Below are 18,509 nucleotides of genomic sequence, written 5' to 3' on the forward strand. Positions count from 1 at the left end.
GGGAGGGAAAGCCGGATGAGCAATTTTGAAGAATATGAAAACCCTGAACGATACGACGCGGAAAATGAAGCATATAAACCAGAGCTGCCGTTATTATCGGAATATGCCAAGCTTGTCTGTGGCCCAATAACTGATCTTGCATGCGGAACAGGACGAACTGCCATTCCTCTGGCAGAATTAGGGTTTTCGGTGACAGGCATTGATATCCAAAAGAATATGCTAAACCGCGCCAAGGAGAAAGGCGCTCAGCGGAATGTATCAATTAATTGGCTGCATGCAGATTTAACGGACTTTAAACTAGCAGAAAAAAGCAAGCTTCTGTACATGGTCGGCAATTCCTTTCAGCATTTTTTGACAAATGAAGATCAGGATAACTTGCTCAAATGTGTCGCAGCTTCCCTCCAAGAAGGAGGCTATTTCATCTTTGATACCAGATTTCCATGCAAAGAAGAATTGCTTCAGCCTGTTACAGAGGAATATTGGAAAACATATAAAGAACACAAAAGCGGTCTGTCCGTCCAGCTTTCTACCATCAGCCATTATGATGATGTAAGACAAATTCAGCATTATGTAACAATCCGTAAATTTATCAAGGAAAACGGGGAAGTGCAAAAAGAAAGCAGAACGAATATTAAGCTCCGCTATGTGTACCCGCAGGAGCTGAAACGACTGTTAGCTAGTCATCAGCTTGAAATGGTTGCTATATATGAGGATTGGAACAAAACCCCTTTAAAAAACGGCAGCCAGAACATGATTTGTATTTGCAGGAAATAACAAGAGGACAGCAACACTGCTGTCCGCCCCTTTTAAAAGTCAGGATTGTTTTGCTTAAAACCAGCCCAAACTTTCGCTGTTTGTTCATCATTTTCTTTAATGGTTGTATGAAGGCGATCAGCAGCTCCTCCGTAAGCAATTTCAGTTAAGCCCAATTCTAATCCTTCAAAAATTCCATTCGCAAAATCGTCAAGCGGAGCACCGAATGTATGAAGTCCCGCCCCTCCTAAATCTGTATTGACAGCTGGCGGCAGCACTTCAATTACTTCAACACCAGCGTCTTCGAATTGAAGGCGCAACGACTTTGTGAAGGACCGTAAACCTGCTTTTGTAGCACTGTATATCGGCACCCATACACCTGGAGTAAGAGACAGTCCAGAAGTGACATTCATGATTGCTGCATTGTCTTTTCTGATTAAATGGTCTGCAAGCAGCAGTGTCAAATGAATCGGAGCGTTTAAATTAGAAGTGATTTCTTTTTCATAATAGCTCCATGACTCTGCTGCATTTTTTAAATTTACTCGCTGCTGGATACCCGCATTGTTCACTAAAACATTCAAAGACGGGTATTCTGTAAGAACCCATTGAGCCAAATCAATCCGGGACTGCTCATCCGTCAAGTCGCAGGATTTCGTTATAAGTCCTGGATAGGCTTTTTTTGCTTCCTCTAATTTTGCTTCATTTCTGCCCACAATAATGACTGTATTGTCTCGTTTCAGAAAGCGCTCGGCAAAGGCAAGTCCTATACCTGAGCCTCCTCCTGTAAGCAGGATTGTATTACCAGTCAGCTTCATATCCCCCAGACTCCTTTTACAAAAAAATGTTTTCAAAATATACTATACAGCTTTTCCTATATACAGCAAAAATAATTGCTTAAAAGAACTTTTATTTGATCCGATGAATGATAGCGTCGCATGTTACAAGAATAATCGATTTTGTCACGATATCTTGTATTTCCCACAAGCCATTGCCGTGATCATAAAAAAAGTAATGAATTTTATGTTTGTATATTACTTTTTGCCCTAGTTGCATATCCATCACCTGATTCTAAAGAATGTAGTTACTACAAGCTTACTGCAAATATTGGCTGTTTTTTAAGGGAGGAAATTACTAATTTGTGACAGTTATGTGACTGTTAATGCAAAAAATAGATGTTATTTAAATCTGCGTTTTAAAAATAAACTTTTTGGCAAAAATGGTCATGATGAATTATTCACAAAACAGACACATTTTTAATGTGAAGCGCTTTATAATTCTGTTAAGATAAAAAGGACTTATTACTATTCGCATAGTGTTTAGTTACCAGCACTTGTGAAAAAAAGAACAAAAGGAGTTAAAAGCATGATACATACGAAAAGAAAGCTAACGGCGTTTTTAGTCGCGTTTGCGGCAGTTTTCTTCATTGCACTTCCAGCGAGCGCACATGTTACCGTAAAACCTACTTCTTCTACAACAGAGGCATGGGAAACGTATACGGTTAAAATACCTGTTGAAAAGGATATTAATACAAATAAAGTTGCTATCAAGATTCCTGATACTGTAGATTTTAAAATGTATGAGCCTGTTGAGGGTTGGAATGTAACTACAGAGACTAATGATGATGATAAAGTAACTACTGTTACATGGGAAGCTGCAAATGATGATGCAGCGATTAAACCGGGCGAATACCGCCAATTCAGCTTTACTGCGCAAAACCCTGCTGAAGCAGGGGACGTTGCATGGGATGCATTCCAATACTATACAGATGGAAGCATCGTTGAATGGACTGGGGATGAGGATGCAGACCTACCGCACTCTGTGACAGAAATTGCTGCTTCAACAGCAACAACAGACAGCCACGGACACACACATGAAGATGAAGCTGAAACGGATGAAGCAGATGCAGGTGATGAGGACCAAGCTGGCTCTTCGACTAGCACAATCTTATCCATTGCTGCGATTGTTATATCAGTGATCGCCATTATCATGACATTTATGAGAAGAAAATAAGCCATCACTTAAAGGGAGCAGACAACTGCTCCCTTTTCTTTAGGTTACTCTTCTTTTACTTCAACAGGCAAAGGGGAGAGAGCCTGCGTTTTATCTACATGAATAAAGCTGTCGTAACGTTCGGAAATGCTGGAGGGCACATAGTTGCCGTATTTTTCATATTCAGGATGATACACGACACCAACTGCTCGATGTCCTACTCGTTCTTCAAAAAGATGCTTGTTTTCATCTGTGAAAATTAGGAATTTATCATGCGCACCTGCCCGATGCAGCAGCTCTTCCCAGCTGCCGCGCATTGCTTTTGGCAACGGCATGATTTCAAAGGGCGCTCCCCATTTTTCGGCAGCAATCACCGTTCCAGTATATGTCCCAAACCCGACTGAAAAGATGTTTTCCTTGCCAAATTTTTCACGAGTGATTTGACCGACATTTTCTAAGCCTTCTAACTTCATGGTTGTTGCCCGGGCATCACCAATATGGGTATTATGCTCCCAGATGATTCCTTTTGCTTCACTGCCATAAAATTTGCTGATGTTTGATAATGCTTCAACCATATGATGATCTCGGATATTCCATGATTCCTGGTCATCTGTAATCATTGTTTTATAATAGTTTTCGGCATTTTTGGAAACTAATGAATTGATTTCAAGACTTAGCTGCTCCTCTGAATTTGACTCACTGTGCTTGCGGATGGATTGCAGCACGTCAAGCACTTCCTGTCGGCAGCTTTCCCCTAAAAGAGCAGCTGACATTCCGTATGTTTGTGGTTTCCGATTATACGGCTCAAAGCATTCAATCGCTTTTAAAGCTTTATCAATATGTGGCGAATTTGTTTTTTGCAGATATTGAATAATGGCCTCCATAGATTCCCACAGACTGTAGACATCCAAGCCATAAAAACCTGCCATTTTGTCTGAATCTTGCTTGCTATTGTAGTTTTTGAGCCATTCAAGGAGTGGGATGATTTCTTGATTGGCCCACATCCAAGTCGGCCAGCGGTTAAAATGGCCTAGCACATCGTCTGCCCGATCGGCTGTTGAACGATTCTTAATATAACTATTAGCCTCAAAGCAAGAGGGCCAGTCTCCTTCAACAGCAACAAAAGAAAAACCGTGGTCTTCAATCAGTTTTTTCGTAATTTCAGCTCGAAGGGAATAAAACTCTGACGTGCCGTGTGTTGCTTCCCCAAGCAAGACATATTTTACTTTTCCTGCTTTTTTAATTAGTGGGGCGAGATCATCAATAGTGTGAAAAGGTTTACTATGCTTTTGAATATTTTCAATCTGCTTGTTGATTTTTATCAGCATTTCTAACTCCTCCGTATAAGTAATGGTATAGAAATAGCTTGTTCTTTCCTATCAGATGTATGCAATAGGATAGAAACCGAAAATAAAAATAGAAAAAACGGAAAAAAACTGCAAAATTCGCGAAAAAATGAAAGGGTTTTCACTGTGTGAAAGAGAATAATACCATTGTTTGGCATTAAAAAGGGAGGGAGGATGTCCGTACAGATTTACAACGCTTTTCATTTTGAGAAAAGAGGGGATAACGATGAAAAGGAAAGGGAAAAAATTTTCGTTTAAAATTGCTTTACTTGTCCTTGTTGCTTGCTTCTCTATCACTAGCTCAGCGTCAGCCAGCTTTTGGAATTTAACAGGAGATTTGCAAATACATGATCCGTCTATCATAAAAGAAGGCAACACATGGTATACATTTGGAACTGGAAGCCCAAATGGCATTAGAGTGCTTCGTTCAGATAACGGCACAAACTGGTATCAAGCGCCGACGATTTTCCCGACTGCTCCAGCATGGTGGGCTAATTATGTGCCTAACTATGAGAAAAACCAATGGGCACCAGATATCAGCTACTATAATGGAAGATACTGGCTGTATTATTCTGTATCTTCCTTTGGTTCTAACACATCGTTAATCGGATTGCTTTCCACACCAAGTATCTCGTCCGGACAATGGCGCGATGATGGTCTTGTTATCCGTTCCACTTCGTCGAATAATTATAACGCAATCGACGGCGATCTTGTCATTGACAAAGATGGAAATCCATGGATGTCATTCGGATCATTTTGGAGTGGCATCAAGCTGACTCGTCTTGACAAGACAACGATGAAGCCGACAGGCAGTTTGTATTCCATTGCATCAAGGCCGAATAATAATGGTGCAGTTGAAGCGCCAAATATCGTTTACCGTAACGGTTATTACTATTTATTTGTATCCTTTGACAGCTGCTGTCAAGGTGTGAACAGCACATATAAAATGGCGGTTGGCCGTTCTACATCAATTACTGGACCTTATGTAGATAAGAATGGTGTCAATATGTTAAATGGTGGCGGTACGATTTTTGATACAGGCAATGACCGTTGGAAAGGGCCGGGTCATTCTGATATTTTGAACAATAACATCATTGTCCGTCATTCCTATGATGCACTGAACAATGGTATGCCGACAATGCTGATCAATGATTTGTATTGGGATTCAAGCGGTTGGCCAACCTATTAGCGATAATATAACAATATAAAAAGCAGCGGGTTTTGGACAATTGTTTGAAAACCGCTGCTTTTTATAGTATGTTTCCTATTATTGTTGTTGTTTTTAGAGTGAGCATAAAGTATTGACTTATAATTATTGATGTGAAATAATACTAACGAACGGTCGGTAGGTGATTTTGTGAAGGAGGAACAGCAATGAATCGACATTGGATAATGGTGCTTGCCGCAGGCTTAATGGAGGTTGTGTGGGTGTCCGGCTTAAAGCATGCCAACAGCGTAATAGAGTGGGCAGGCACTATTGCTGCAATTATCATCAGCTTTGTCGTGCTAATATATGCGACAAGATATCTGCCAGTAGGAACGGTATATGCTGTATTTACAGGCCTAGGCACAATGGGGACGGTCATTGCGGAAATGGTCTTTTTCGGTGAACCATTCCGCATCATAAAGCTCGTGCTTGTTGTTGTATTACTTGTAGGAGTCGTCGGCTTAAAGCTAGTCACAGACGAAAACAGCACAGAAGGGGAAGGATCATAATGGCTTGGTTAGCATTGGTTGGAGCAGGATTATTTGAAGTGTTCGGTGTCGTGAACATGAAAAGGGCAGCCATGAAAAAATGGGATGCAGTGGTTTTGCTGATTATCGGTTTTGCATGCAGCTTTTCTCTGCTATCATATGCTATGAACACTATTCCGATGGGAACTGCCTACGGTGTTTGGACAGGAATCGGTACAGTCGGTTCAGCACTGCTCGGCATGTTTCTATACGGAGAACCGCGCGAAGCAAAAAGGCTGTTATTCATCGGACTTATTTTAGCAGCGGCAATCGGCTTAAAGTTAATTGGCTAAAGGAGGAGTACGGTGAAAAAAGACGATTTAAAGGTAGCAGCCCTCAAGCATTTCACACAGTCTGGCTATGAAGGAGCTTCCCTTTCGAAAATTGCCGAAGAGGTCGGTATAAAAAAATCTTCCATTTATTCACACTTCAGCAGTAAAGACGCTTTGTTTCTTGAGGTACTTAGAGAGGCGAAAGCAGCTGAAATTGAGATGAAGCAAGCTTATTTCAGCGAGACGGAAAATAGTAGTCCGAAAACATTTTTATATAGCTATTTAGTAGCAGTTAAGCAAATGTTTGAAGAAAACCAAAGCTTGAAGTTTTGGCTGCGCATGAGCTTCTTTCCGCCAAGCCATCTATATGAAACGATTTTAGATGAGGTGCTTGAGGTAGAAGTACTCCAAGAAAACATGCTTGAGCAATCTTTCAGAAAATGGCTGGACGAAGATTTAATTACAGGACCTGACGCAAGGTCGTTGACTATTGCTTATACAGGTATTCTAATGAGTATTATGGTTGAGCTCGTTTATGACCATACAGAAAAAAAAGCAGAAGAAAAGCTCGAGGCTTGCTGGAAGATTTATTGGCAGGCATTGGACAAGAGAGAGGGAATCGCCTGAAAAAGCGACCCTCTCTTTTTTATTTTATTGCAAGTGCTTCAACTGTTTCCATAAAGGCCTCCACATGAGCAGGTTTTGTTTGTCTGCCGAATGAAATGCGAATAAATTCTTTTGCACTTCCATCACATAGCCCCATTGCCTTCATTGTTTTGGAAGGAGCTTGTTGTCCTGTTTGACATGCGCTTCCTGTTGAAATCGCAAATCCCCTCCTGTTGCATTCAAGCATTGTCCATTGGCCTTCTAATCCATGAATCCTCATCCCGATAATCGACGGAAGCTGGTGTTCACACTGAAATACAGTTAATGAAACATTGTGTTTTGCCCGTTTTTGCACGATCTCTCTTAATCCTTGATAATGCGCCCTTTCTGCTGCTAATGTACGTACAGATTTTTGTGCGGCTGTCGTCATTGCAGCAATCCCGGCAATGTTCACCGTTCCTGCCCTAAAGCCCTTTTCATGAGTAGAGCCAGGAAGAAAGCCAGTCCATGGAATCAAGGGGGAGACATACGCTAAACCAATTCCCTTTGGTCCGTAAAACTTATGGCTTGAAATCGACAAGGCATCCACTGTATTAGAAATGGAGCTTATATCTATTTTCCCAAAGCTTTGAACCATATCACTATGAAAGTAGATATCTTTTTCTTTTAAGATTTTGCCGATTGCTGCGATCGGCTGAATTGCCCCAATCTCTGCATTAACATGCTGAATCGACACGAGCACTGTTTCCGGCTTAATAGCAGCTTGCAGCAAATCGGCATCAACCATCCCTTGAGGTGATAGTGGCAAATACGTAATCTCGTACCCTTGCTTTTCCAGCCATTTCATCGTTCCGTGAATAGAAGAATGTTCACTTTCTGTTGTAATAATATGATTGCCTGCCTTTTTTTTCACAGACAAAAGGGCATGGATTGCGAGAAAATTACTTTCTGTTCCGCCGCTTGTAAAGTATATGCCTACTCTTTCAACGCTAAGCAAGCGTGCCATTTCCTCCCGGCAGCTTTCCAATAAATCAGTTGCTTTTCCGCCGATAGAATGGAGGCTGCTGCTGTTTCCAAAATAGTCGCTTGCTGCCTCGATATAGGTCTTGCCAGCATCTGCATCAAGGGGACATGTTGCTGCATAATCCAAGTAAATCATTTCCTCACCCTTCCAAGACTTTTCTAAAAAAACTCTTGTCAATAGTGTAAATCTATGTAAATATATGTGTCAAGACACCTGTTAAAACAGGAGGGCTAAAGATGAAGGTAAATGTATTAATAATTGGCAGTGGAATGGCTAGCTTACAGCTGGCACGGAAGCTTTCTCCACATTTAAATGTGATGATTCTCACAAAAGGCACCATTTTCAGCAGCAATTCTTACTTAGCGCAAGGTGGAATTGCCGCAAGCATAAGTGCTGACGATAGTTTTCAGCTGCACGCCCTTGACACCTTAGAAGCAGGCAGATTCCACAACCATGCCGATGCTGTCAAAAAGGTAACCAGTGCGGCACCAATTCTTCTCCATGATTTGGCGGCAGCGGGCTGTCAATTTGATCAAGATGTCACAGGGAGCTGGAATCTCGGCATGGAAGGAGCTCATTCGAAAAAACGAATTGTCCATAGCGGAGGAGATGAGACAGGGAAAAAGGTAATGGAGTTCCTCGCAGCAACGATGCCGCCGCATGTAAAGGTGACGGAAAACGTGTTAGTTCATGAGCTGATTCTGTCAGAATGCGGCAGCTGCATTGGTGCAAAAGGCATTCTGGATGATGGTACAGAGAAAAGCTTTTATGCAGACCAGACAATTATTGCCACGGGAGGCTGCGGCCAGGTTTATGAATATACCTCAAATGCCCAAACTATTACAGGCGACGGCATAGCGCTCGCTTATTTGGCAGGAGCGAATATCGCAGACATGGAGTTTATTCAATTCCATCCGACCTTGCTGTATTTAAATGGCAAAACCGCAGGGCTTGTCTCTGAAGCGGTCAGAGGAGAAGGTGCGGTGCTTGTAAATGAAAAGGGAGTTCGGATTATGGAGGGAGTCCATCCTTTAGGCGACTTAGCTCCAAGACATATCGTTTCACAGGAGATTTATCGATACTTACAAGCAGGGGAATCTGTTTATTTAGATATTTCGACTGTACCAAACTTTACAGCCCGTTTCCCCGCCATCTCCTCTTTATGTCAGCAGCATGGCGTTGATTTGCGACGAAACAGAATTCCGGTTGCTCCAGGCTGCCATTTCCTAATGGGCGGAATTGAAACAGATTTAGGGGGCAGAACATCGATTAACGGCCTTTATGCAATTGGCGAAGCAGCCTGCACTGGCTTGCACGGTGCTAACCGTTTAGCCAGCAATTCTTTGCTTGAAGGACTGTATATGGGCAGCGAGCTGGCGAACCGGCTGAATGAACAGCCCTGTATAACTTCTGCCTGGAAGGAAGCGGCTTCCCGCCAGCACTATGTGACTAAGCTTCCCATCAGAAAGGAACTGCAAAAAAGAACGATGGAAGCAGTCGGGATTGTGAGAACAGAGCAAAAACTGCAAGACCATTTATTTTGGTTAGAGTCTTTGCTGCGCGGGGAAAAAGGAGAAGAGCATACAACCAATTACACCAAGGAAGAGTATGAGACATACTTCATGGTGCTGACAGCACAGTTAATCACAAAGGCATCTTTGCAAAGGACAGAAAGCAGAGGCGGTCACTATCGCAGTGATTATCCACAAGAATCAGACAGCTGGAGAAAGAAAACAATCATTTTAAATCGATACGAAGAAAAGGGTGTGGCAAATGAATCAGCTAAAATTGCGACAGCAACTTGAACAATTTTTTATGGAGGATATTGGCGATCGGGACTTAACAACAGACATCATTTTTCCAAAGAAACAAACAGGAGAAATTATATTCCTGTCCAAAGCAAGTGGCATTTTTTGCGGAACAGACATAATTGAACAAGGTTTTCTTATTCTTGATAACTCAATCAAGATCCAACTGCATATAGAAGACGGACAAAAACTGGAGCCTGGTCAGCCAATTGCAACCGTTAGTGGCGCTGTTGTCCATTTGCTGAAAGGAGAGCGAGTTATTCTTAATCTGATTCAGAGAATGAGCGGTATAGCTACCATTACAAACAAGGCAGTTGAAGCACTTAACAGCGGCTATACAAAAATATGCGATACAAGAAAAACGACACCAGGCCTAAGAATGCTTGAAAAATACGCCGTCACAGTCGGGGGCGGATTTAATCACCGGTTTGGTTTATACGATGCCGTCATGATAAAGGATAACCATATTGCTTTTGCTGGCAGTATTACGGAGGCCGTTCGGGCAGTCAAAAATTCTATTGGCCATATGGTTAAGGTGGAAGTAGAGACAGAATCATTTGCACAAATGACAGAGGCACTTGCAGCAGGAGCAGATGTAATCATGTTTGACAACCGCACACCTGCTGAAATAGCAGATTGGATTACACATGTTCCGGAAACAGTGACAACAGAAGCGTCTGGCGGCATAACATTAGCCAATTTAGCTTCCTATAAAGATTGTGGTGTTGATTATATTTCACTAGGCTTTTTAACACATTCTGCACAAGCACTTGATATTAGCGTCCAAGTAAAACTGGACTAGAGAAGAAATAGGAGGGGGAGATAGCTTATGAACTTACTAGAGAGCCTTCAGGCAAACAAAAGACAAATACCAGAAAATTATTTAACCATGAACGTGACAGAACTGGAAGAAAGAGCCTGGGCTGTAAAACGGAAGCTTGGTGACCGATTGTTTGTTCCAGGACATCATTATCAGAAAGATGAGGTTATCCAGTTTTCCGACGCAACAGGAGACAGTCTCCAACTAGCTCAAGTGGCTGCCGCAAACCGAAAGGCTGAGTTTATCGTCTTTTGCGGTGTCCACTTTATGGCAGAAACAGCCGATATTTTGACAACGAATGAGCAAAAGGTGTATTTGCCTGACATGAGAGCAGGCTGCTCAATGGCTGATATGGCAGACATCCATCAAACAAATCGGGCGTGGGAGGCGCTACAGGCCCAATTTGGCGATACGATTATCCCATTAACATACGTCAATTCAACAGCCGCCATTAAAGCATTTGTCGGAGAACAAGGCGGTGCGACAGTAACCTCCTCCAATGCCGAAAAGATGGTAGAGTGGGCTCTAACCCAAAAGGAAAGGCTCTTGTTTTTGCCAGACCAGCATTTAGGCAGAAACACAGCATATAAGCTCGGCATCCCCCTTGATAGCATGGCTGTTTGGGACCCGATTCAAAGCAGCTTACAATATGAGGGCGACATAGAAAAAGTAAAGGTAATCCTGTGGAAAGGGCATTGCTCTGTGCATGAAAACTTCACGACAAAAAATATCGAGCAAGTAAGAAAACAGCATCCTGACATGAAAATAATTGTTCATCCAGAATGCAGCCGTGAAGTCGTTGCCCTTTCCGATATGGCAGGCTCAACCAATTACATTATCACCGAAATAGAAAAAGCGGCACCAGGCAGCTCCTTTGCGGTTGGCACAGAAATGAACCTAGTGAACAGAATCATGCACCAACATCCTGACAAGCATATTATCAGCTTAAATCCATATATGTGCGCATGCCTGACCATGAATCGTATTGACTTGCCGCATTTTGTGTGGTGTCTTGAGTCAGTTGAGGACGGATTTGAGAGCAATCGTATTGTTGTGGAAGAAGGGGTTGCAAAACTGGCAAAGCTAGCATTAGACAGAATGCTGAAAATCTAAAAATATCATTCTTCCTAACTGTTTTCCTTCATGCGCGAGGAAAACAGTTTTTTATTTAAAATGTCACAATTTAATGACTTTTCTTTAACCTCCCTATAAAATGGTAATGATGGAATTCTATACAAAACTATCGTTTTAAGAGTTGGAATTGTTTAATAGAAAGGGAGTAGTGGATTGGCGAGTATGAATAAAAAGCAGGCAGAGATCACTTTCCTATATCAAGAGCTTGAAATAATTGCAAGAATGGTGGCGGATGAGGAAGCGGAAGCTGCCTTTTTAATAGAAGAAACAAAAAAGGAAGCAAGAAACGCTCTTTTTCCCATCACGTCTGAACTAACACTGCTAAAACTGTTCTGCAAACAATTAGAAAATACACCATATAAACAGAAAGACCATGATAGGGAATATAGAAAAAACAAGCCTTTGTCCCTGAGTTTGCAGAAAGTGGAAAAGCCAGCAAGATTGCTGCTCGTGCTGTATTATTATAAAGGTTTTAATATCCGGCAACTTGCGAAAATTATGGGTTGCTCTGAAAAAGAAGGGAAGCAGCAACTAATGACTGTGCTGCCAATTTGGAAGTCTTCTTCGTTTGCGATTGAAAATTCTCAAAATTTGCAGCAGCAGTGGCGAAATGAATGGAGAGATATAGAGATATCCTCTTTAAATAATGACGAACAAAAGCATGCTTTCAAGAAAAAACGGCTGCTGTCAGTGGCTGCTGTGCTTTTGTTTCTGTTTCTTGGTGGTACAGTTAATGAGACGCTTAAAGCGGAAGCAGAGGTTAAGCCTGGTCTCGATTTAATGAAGTTATATAACGAGTCAAGCAGAATAACAGAAATAGAAAATGAAATTGCTGAGATAATTAGTGAAGCTGGTTATGAAAATGTGAGTTTTTACATAGATAGTCAGGTCGAATATGCTTATTTGGACATAGAAGGGAAAGAAAACGAAGCGAAGCAAAAGGATATTATCACAATGGTTGAAAATGAAATGAAAGAAAGAAACCTTTCCTATTATTTAGAACCACAATTTTACGTAATGGAGGAAGCGGACATAGAGGAGGTTGACGCAGAGGCAGACGAAGAAACAGACATTTCATCTGAAATAACGGACAAGCTATTAAATAAAATCGATATAGAAATGGGGGGCTATGGTTCTTGGGTCTTTTGGACAGCTGACGCCTGGTATATCCATATTCCGACGGAACTAGAAGCAGACAAAAAACAAAAAGTTAAAAATATTGCTGAAACTGTGCTGGAGGAGTACGAAGATAAGCGGAAACTAATTTTCGAAGAATACAGCTATAAGGAACAAGAAAAACAAGGCCGCTGGAATAATGTCGGATACTTTATAAACACAGCTTTTCTTATGGAAGAAGAATACTTATTCCAAAATATCAACATATATTCTACTGGCGGAATAATGAAAATAGAAATAAATCTGCAATTGACTAATGCTGACAAGGACAGAGAGAAAATTGCCCGAGAAGTAAAAAGAAGTATTGCTATATTTTTGGAAAACAAAAAAATAAAAGAAGTCACTGGTGATGACCCTTATAAAATTGTTATTCTTGGAACAAATAATAAAGAAATTATCACAGATTAAGCCTCAAATCTTGGTATATTTCCGCAAAACCCAGGCAATAATGGTTAGATGTTAAACTATGGCAAGCATTTATGGTACAATAAACAAAGTCAAGATTACTTGTGCTAAAAAGTTAAAAAAGGCAGTTGAATGGTTTGACAGATAAGGAAAAAATAATCGTATTAATTGGTCCAACAGCTGTTGGGAAAACGAACTTAAGCATTGAATTGGCTAAAAGATTCAATGGAGAAATCATCAGCGGCGATTCGATGCAAATCTATAAAGGAATGGATATCGGAACAGCCAAGATTACAGAGGAAGAAATGGAAGGTATTCCTCACCATCTGATTGATATTGTCAATCCAGATGAAGCCTTTTCTGTAGCTGAGTTTCAAACACTAGTCCGCAGCAAGATTGAGGAAATTAAAAGCCGCGGAAAGCTTCCCTTTATTGTCGGCGGCACAGGCCTATATATTCAATCGGTGCTGTATGACTATCAATTTCAAGAAGCGCCTACAGATTTAGACTATCGGAAATCATTAGAAGCACTTGCCGAACAAAAAGGCACTTTAGAGGTACATAATATGCTCGAACAGGTCGATCCGGCAACAGCAGCAAGCATCCATCATCATAATGTCCGCAGGGTCATTAGAGCGCTGGAAGTTTATCATGTTACAGGCAAACCTGTCTCAGAGCTTCAAGAAAACCAAAGCCCGGAAATGCTTTATGATGCAGCCATTATTGGCTTAACGATGGACAGAGAGCTCCTATACGAAAGAATTAACAGCCGTGTTGATAAAATGATGGCTGAAGGGCTGCTCGCTGAGGTGAAGCATTTTTATGATGCAGGCCTTAAAGATTGCCAATCCATCCAAGCGATCGGGTATAAGGAAATATATAAGTACTTAGAAGATAGATCAACATTGGAAGATGCAATCGCTGAATTAAAGCAAAATTCGCGAAGATATGCCAAAAGGCAATTGACTTGGTTTCGCAATAAAATGAGTGTAAAATGGTTTGATATGACAGATAGTGTCATTTCAAATGACATTTCTAAAAAAATAATGGAAATTTCGCACTATGTAGAAGGAATGCTAAAAAAATAAGCGAATACATAATAACAGAGAGAAAAGAGGAGGATTTTCATGAAGCAATCAGTAAATATCCAAGATCAATTTTTAAATCAATTACGTAAAGATGGTACTAGTGTAACAGTGTTCTTACTAAACGGTTTTCAAATTCGCGGACTTATAAAAGGCTTCGACAACTTCACTGTTTTATTTGAATCTGAAGGAAAGCAACAGTTAGTATACAAGCATGCTATTTCAACTTTTGCACCGCAAAAGAACGTCCAGATTGATCTGGAAGGCACACAAGCATAAGAAAATTCCAGGCGTAAAGCCTGGAATTTTTTTTTAAAAAAAGCTTGCAGTAATTGTCTTCGCTGTCTCATTTGTGTAAATAGGAGTCTCACTTTCCCTTCCCTTCACTCGTCTTTTTCCCCTTAACTTTAGTAAATATCTAAAATTTCACTAATGAATGAGTCAACTCATGAATATATATTACTTATGGAGTAAAAGAAACAGGCGAACATGCCTTATGCCAATTAGGCATATCCACGTTAGGAGGTGTGGCTTTTGGAGCATCCGATCCGGATGAAGAATAATGGACAGATAAGTGTTGTGATCAATTCGCAGAAAAAGAAGGTTCTTCCAAAGGAATTGCCAGAAGCTGAATCGATACCGAAAAAAATGACTAGTGAGCATAGCGCACTTAAGGAAATAGAAGAAGAGTTAAGCAGTCTTGTCGGCATGGACGAAATGAAAAAAATGATTAAAGAAATATATGCCTGGATTTATGTAAATAAAAAAAGAGAGGAGCATGGTCTGAAGGCAGGCAAGCAAGCTCTTCATATGATGTTCAAAGGAAACCCCGGCACCGGCAAAACGACAGTCGCCCGCTTGATTGGCAAGTTGTTTCAAAAAATGAATGTTCTGTCTAAGGGACATTTAATTGAAGCAGAACGAGCCGATCTTGTCGGAGAATACATTGGTCATACCGCCCAAAAAACAAGAGATCTTGTAAAAAAGGCCCTTGGCGGCATCTTGTTTATTGATGAAGCGTACTCCTTAGGCAGGGGTGGGGAAAAAGATTTTGGCAAGGAAGCAATCGATACACTTGTTAAGCATATGGAAGATAAACAGCATGACTTTATTTTAATTCTGGCAGGATACTCACGGGAAATGGACTTTTTTTTATCATTGAACCCGGGACTTCACTCTCGTTTTCCTTTAGTCATCGATTTCCCAGATTACTCGACAGACCAGCTGATGGAAATCGGCAAAAGAATGCTGGTTGAGCGGGAGTATACATTGAGCCATGAAGCAGAAAAATCATTGAAAACACACTTGACCTATGTACGAACTGTGCAAAATGGACGGAGCTTCTCAAACGGCAGGTATATCCGCAATGTTTTAGAAAAGTCTATCCGTGCTCAAAGCATGCGCTTGCTTATGCAGGGCAACTATGACAAGCATGAGCTTATGACATTGAGAAGCAATGATCTTATTTACGAAGGAGCAGCCATTCAAAAAGAAGAGATGCCCTTCATGAATAACGGCTTCTAAACAAGGCTAAAAACAGGAACAGGAAACTTAATGTTCCTGTTTTTCTTATATATATTCGTATTTTTATGTCTGTTTTAATAGGAATAGTTAGGCTGTGAAAAAATGCTGTTTTTCTAACAAGTAATATGCTACTGTAGAGGAATGCGAGTGACGAAGCGTGTTTATTAAAGGAGAAATAATCGCATACTACTAGTTGCAGGAACAGGAAAGTAAGCGTTATTTTTGCTATAATAATCTTAAAAGGTAGAAAGAGGGTTTTCTTTTGAACGAAACAAAAGAATCGACAGAAAAAGTTATTCTTGTTGGCTGTCAAACGACAGATGACACAGCAAGATTTGAATATTCAATGGAAGAACTCGCTTCCTTGACGGAAACCGCACACGGTGAAGTTGTCGCTTCCTTGACACAAAATCGAGACAGGATTCATCCTTCAACATACATAGGTAAAGGGAAAGTCGAAGAATTGGAGACATTGGCTGAAGAGTTGGATGCAGATATTATTATTTTTAATGATGAACTGTCCCCAAGCCAAGTCCGCAATCTTTCAAAAAACATTGAAGCACGTATCATAGACAGAACCCAATTAATTTTGGACATTTTCGCAGGCAGAGCCCGTTCAAAGGAAGGTAAACTGCAAGTCGAGCTTGCGCAGCTGCAATATTTGCTGCCGCGCCTTGGCGGACAAGGACTCCAGCTTTCCAGACTCGGTGCCGGTATCGGTACGAGAGGTCCTGGTGAAACAAAACTCGAATCAGACAGACGGCATATCCGCCGCAGAATTGATGATATTAAAAGCCAATTAAATGTCATTGTTGAGCATCGTGACAGATACCGGGAAAGAAGAAAACGCAACAGAACCTTCCAAATTGCGCTTGTCGGCTATACAAACGCTGGTAAATCAACACTGTTTAACCGCGTGGCAGAAGCTGATTCCTTTGAAGAGAATATTCTGTTTGCGACACTTGATCCAATGACAAGGAAGCTGATCTTGCCGAGCGGCTTCAGCGCGCTTATTACTGATACAGTTGGTTTTATTCAAGACTTGCCAACAACGCTTGTCGCTGCCTTCCGTTCCACATTAGAGGAAGTAAGAGAAGCAGATTTGCTGCTGCATGTTGTCGACATGTCGAATGAAGAATATTATCAGCATGAAGAAACAGTGCATAAACTGCTTGCAGACTTGGAAATTCCGGCAATTCCGCAAATTACTGTTTACAACAAGCGTGATCTTGTTCATTCAGATTTCGTGCCAAGCTCTAAGCTCGACAGCATTGAAATCAGCGCTTTGAATGCTGACGACAGAATGAGTCTGAAACAGAGAATTGAAGACACGATGATCAAGAATATGGAATATTATGAAGTTGTCGTTCCAGCAAGCAACGGCAAGCTGCTGGCACAGCTGAAAAATGAGACTATCCTAAGAAGCCTTGCCTTTGAAGAAGAGGAGCAGCAATACTCATGTAAAGGCTATTGTTTACATGACAGCAGCTTGTCAGGACAGTTAAAAGCTTATAAAGCAACACGATAGGAGAACAGAAATGTACGATCAATTAACATTTGGCGATAAACTCCGAGTACTTGTCGGAGAGGTAGAGGAACAAGTTAAAGAGGTTCATAAAAAAATCGATGAGCGCATTGATGAAAATCAATTTAGAGTTCTGCAAAGCTTCCAAAATAACAGAGTGAGTGAATCTCATTTCATCCCGTCTACAGGCTACGGCTATGATGATCTTGGCAGAGACACACTTGAAAGAATCTATGCAGAAGTGTTCGGCGGTGAAGCAGGACTTGTCCGTCCTCAAATTATCTCGGGCACTCATGCAATCAGCATTGCCTTGTTCGGTGTGCTTCGTCCTGGGGATGAACTGCTTTATATTACAGGAAAACCTTATGATACTTTAGAGGAAATCGTCGGAATCAGAGGAAATGGCACAGGGTCATTAAAGGAATTCGGCATTTCGTATAACAGCGTTGACTTGAAAGAGGACGACCGCCCGGATTTTGAGAGTATTGCAGCAAGCATTAAAAGCAATACGAAGATGATCGGCATCCAGCGTTCAAAAGGCTATGCAACAAGACCGTCATTCACGATTGCAGAAATTAAGGAAATGATTGCTTTTGTTAAAGAGCTTAAATCAGATGTAGTCGTATTCGTGGACAATTGCTACGGTGAATTCGTAGAAGCTCTAGAGCCTTGCCATGTTGGCGCTGATTTGATGGCAGGATCGTTAATTAAGAACCCAGGTGGCGGCATTGCCAAAACAGGCGGTTATATCGTCGGGAAAGAGAAGTTTGTAGAAGCCTGCTCTTACCGTATGACATCACCGGGAATCGGAGCGGAGGCAGGAGCCTCTCTATACAGCCTGCAGGAAATGTACCAGGGATTCTTCCTTGCGCCCCATGTTGTCGGCCAAAGCTTAAAGGGTGCCGTGTTTACAGCGGCAATCTTAGAAAAACTCGGCATGAATTCATCGCCGAAATGGAATGTACCGCGCACAGATTTAATTCAAGCTGTGCAATTTGATGATAAGGATAAAATGGTCGCATTCTGCCAGGCAGTGCAGTTCGCATCTCCTGTAAACTCCCATGTAACGCCATATCCTAACTATATGCCAGGGTATGAAGACGATGTAATCATGGCAGCAGGAACATTCATTCAAGGTGCGAGCATTGAGCTTACTGCTGATGGTCCAATCAGACCACCATATGTTGCTTATGTGCAGGGTGGATTGACATATTCGCATGTGAAAATCGCTGTTTGTATGGCAGTAAACAGACTGCTTGAACAAAAGCTAATAACAATTTAAAAAAAGAGCTGCATCCAGAGGTTAGA

General features: G+C 41.3%; 18 protein-coding genes. 15 read left to right on the forward strand and 3 right to left on the reverse strand.

The genetic code is table 11. The annotated features are described in order from the left end of the window. Positions 1–15 precede the first annotated feature (15 nt). Positions 16–774, forward strand: coding sequence for a class I SAM-dependent DNA methyltransferase (locus MKX82_RS08480; protein ID WP_341076380.1), 759 nt, complete (start codon positions 16–18; stop codon positions 772–774). A 32-nt stretch (positions 775–806) separates the two neighbouring features. On the opposite strand, the gene MKX82_RS08485 is transcribed toward MKX82_RS08480, so the two are convergent. Further along, positions 807–1,568 carry an SDR family oxidoreductase gene (locus MKX82_RS08485; protein WP_341076381.1) on the reverse strand — a complete coding sequence of 254 codons (762 nt, stop codon included), beginning with the start codon at positions 1,566–1,568 and terminating at the stop codon, positions 807–809. A 547-nt stretch (positions 1,569–2,115) separates the two neighbouring features. Here MKX82_RS08485 and MKX82_RS08490 point away from each other — a divergent pair. Then, a complete protein-coding gene (locus MKX82_RS08490) occupies positions 2,116–2,763 on the forward strand; it encodes a YcnI family copper-binding membrane protein (RefSeq protein WP_251647119.1) in 648 nt (215 codons plus the stop codon). 44 nt (positions 2,764–2,807) lie between these two features. On the opposite strand, the gene MKX82_RS08495 is transcribed toward MKX82_RS08490, so the two are convergent. Then, the gene (locus tag MKX82_RS08495; RefSeq protein ID WP_341079479.1) at positions 2,808–4,067 is read right to left on the reverse strand and encodes an erythromycin esterase family protein; all 1,260 of its coding nucleotides are present in this window, start codon (positions 4,065–4,067) and stop codon (positions 2,808–2,810) included. Between the two features lie 247 nt (positions 4,068–4,314). On the opposite strand from MKX82_RS08495, the gene MKX82_RS08500 reads away from it, so the two are divergent. The 4 genes from MKX82_RS08500 to MKX82_RS08515 all read left to right on the forward strand — a co-directional run bounded on the left by MKX82_RS08500 (position 4,315) and on the right by MKX82_RS08515 (position 6,721). Continuing rightward, positions 4,315–5,277 carry a glycoside hydrolase family 43 protein gene (locus tag MKX82_RS08500; RefSeq protein WP_251647118.1) on the forward strand — a complete coding sequence of 321 codons (963 nt, stop codon included), beginning with the start codon at positions 4,315–4,317 and terminating at the stop codon, positions 5,275–5,277. A gap of 185 nt (positions 5,278–5,462) precedes the next feature. After that, entirely contained in the window at positions 5,463–5,804 is a 342-nt protein-coding gene (locus tag MKX82_RS08505; RefSeq protein WP_233314175.1) for a DMT family transporter, read from the forward strand. Beyond that, complete coding sequence (locus tag MKX82_RS08510; protein WP_245399861.1) at positions 5,804–6,115, forward strand: DMT family transporter; 312 nt, start codon at positions 5,804–5,806, stop codon at positions 6,113–6,115. Before MKX82_RS08505 ends, MKX82_RS08510 begins: the two co-directional genes overlap by 1 nt. 12 nt (positions 6,116–6,127) lie before the next feature. Further along, positions 6,128–6,721 carry a TetR/AcrR family transcriptional regulator gene (locus MKX82_RS08515; protein ID WP_237941273.1) on the forward strand — a complete coding sequence of 198 codons (594 nt, stop codon included), beginning with the start codon at positions 6,128–6,130 and terminating at the stop codon, positions 6,719–6,721. Between the two features lie 19 nt (positions 6,722–6,740). Here MKX82_RS08515 and MKX82_RS08520 read toward each other — a convergent pair whose 3' ends face one another. After that, positions 6,741–7,859, reverse strand: coding sequence for an IscS subfamily cysteine desulfurase (locus tag MKX82_RS08520; RefSeq protein ID WP_341076388.1), 1,119 nt, complete (start codon positions 7,857–7,859; stop codon positions 6,741–6,743). Positions 7,860–7,960: 101 nt separating this feature from the next. Between MKX82_RS08520 and nadB the strand changes: the two genes are divergently transcribed. The 9 genes from nadB (at position 7,961) to MKX82_RS08565 (ending at position 18,483) form a co-directional block, all read left to right on the forward strand. After that, the gene (gene nadB / locus MKX82_RS08525; protein ID WP_341076390.1) at positions 7,961–9,529 is read left to right on the forward strand and encodes an L-aspartate oxidase; all 1,569 of its coding nucleotides are present in this window, start codon (positions 7,961–7,963) and stop codon (positions 9,527–9,529) included. Further along, the gene (nadC, locus tag MKX82_RS08530) at positions 9,498–10,334 is read left to right on the forward strand and encodes a carboxylating nicotinate-nucleotide diphosphorylase (RefSeq protein ID WP_341076394.1); all 837 of its coding nucleotides are present in this window, start codon (positions 9,498–9,500) and stop codon (positions 10,332–10,334) included. Before nadB ends, nadC begins: the two co-directional genes overlap by 32 nt. A 27-nt stretch (positions 10,335–10,361) precedes the next feature. Continuing rightward, complete coding sequence (nadA, locus tag MKX82_RS08535; RefSeq protein WP_341076396.1) at positions 10,362–11,465, forward strand: quinolinate synthase NadA; 1,104 nt, start codon at positions 10,362–10,364, stop codon at positions 11,463–11,465. A 183-nt stretch (positions 11,466–11,648) separates the two neighbouring features. After that, complete coding sequence (locus MKX82_RS08540; RefSeq protein WP_341076398.1) at positions 11,649–13,070, forward strand: hypothetical protein; 1,422 nt, start codon at positions 11,649–11,651, stop codon at positions 13,068–13,070. Positions 13,071–13,204: 134 nt separating this feature from the next. Further along, entirely contained in the window at positions 13,205–14,155 is a 951-nt protein-coding gene (gene miaA / locus MKX82_RS08545) for a tRNA (adenosine(37)-N6)-dimethylallyltransferase MiaA (protein ID WP_233314168.1), read from the forward strand. A 39-nt stretch (positions 14,156–14,194) separates the two neighbouring features. Then, positions 14,195–14,431 (forward strand): RNA chaperone Hfq, encoded by a 237-nt coding sequence (gene hfq / locus MKX82_RS08550; RefSeq protein ID WP_127742850.1) that lies wholly within the window; start codon positions 14,195–14,197, stop codon positions 14,429–14,431. A gap of 255 nt (positions 14,432–14,686) precedes the next feature. Next, positions 14,687–15,676 carry a stage V sporulation protein K gene (spoVK, locus tag MKX82_RS08555; RefSeq protein WP_233314167.1) on the forward strand — a complete coding sequence of 330 codons (990 nt, stop codon included), beginning with the start codon at positions 14,687–14,689 and terminating at the stop codon, positions 15,674–15,676. A gap of 262 nt (positions 15,677–15,938) precedes the next feature. Then, positions 15,939–17,204: a GTPase HflX gene (hflX, locus tag MKX82_RS08560; RefSeq protein WP_237941277.1), complete on the forward strand. Its 1,266-nt coding sequence runs from the start codon at positions 15,939–15,941 to the stop codon at positions 17,202–17,204. Between the two features lie 10 nt (positions 17,205–17,214). Next, positions 17,215–18,483 (forward strand): methionine gamma-lyase family protein, encoded by a 1,269-nt coding sequence (locus MKX82_RS08565; protein WP_341076410.1) that lies wholly within the window; start codon positions 17,215–17,217, stop codon positions 18,481–18,483. Positions 18,484–18,509 lie beyond the last annotated feature (26 nt).

This window comes from Niallia sp. FSL R7-0271 (genome assembly GCF_038005785.1).
GTDB lineage: Bacteria > Bacillota > Bacilli > Bacillales > Cytobacillaceae > Niallia.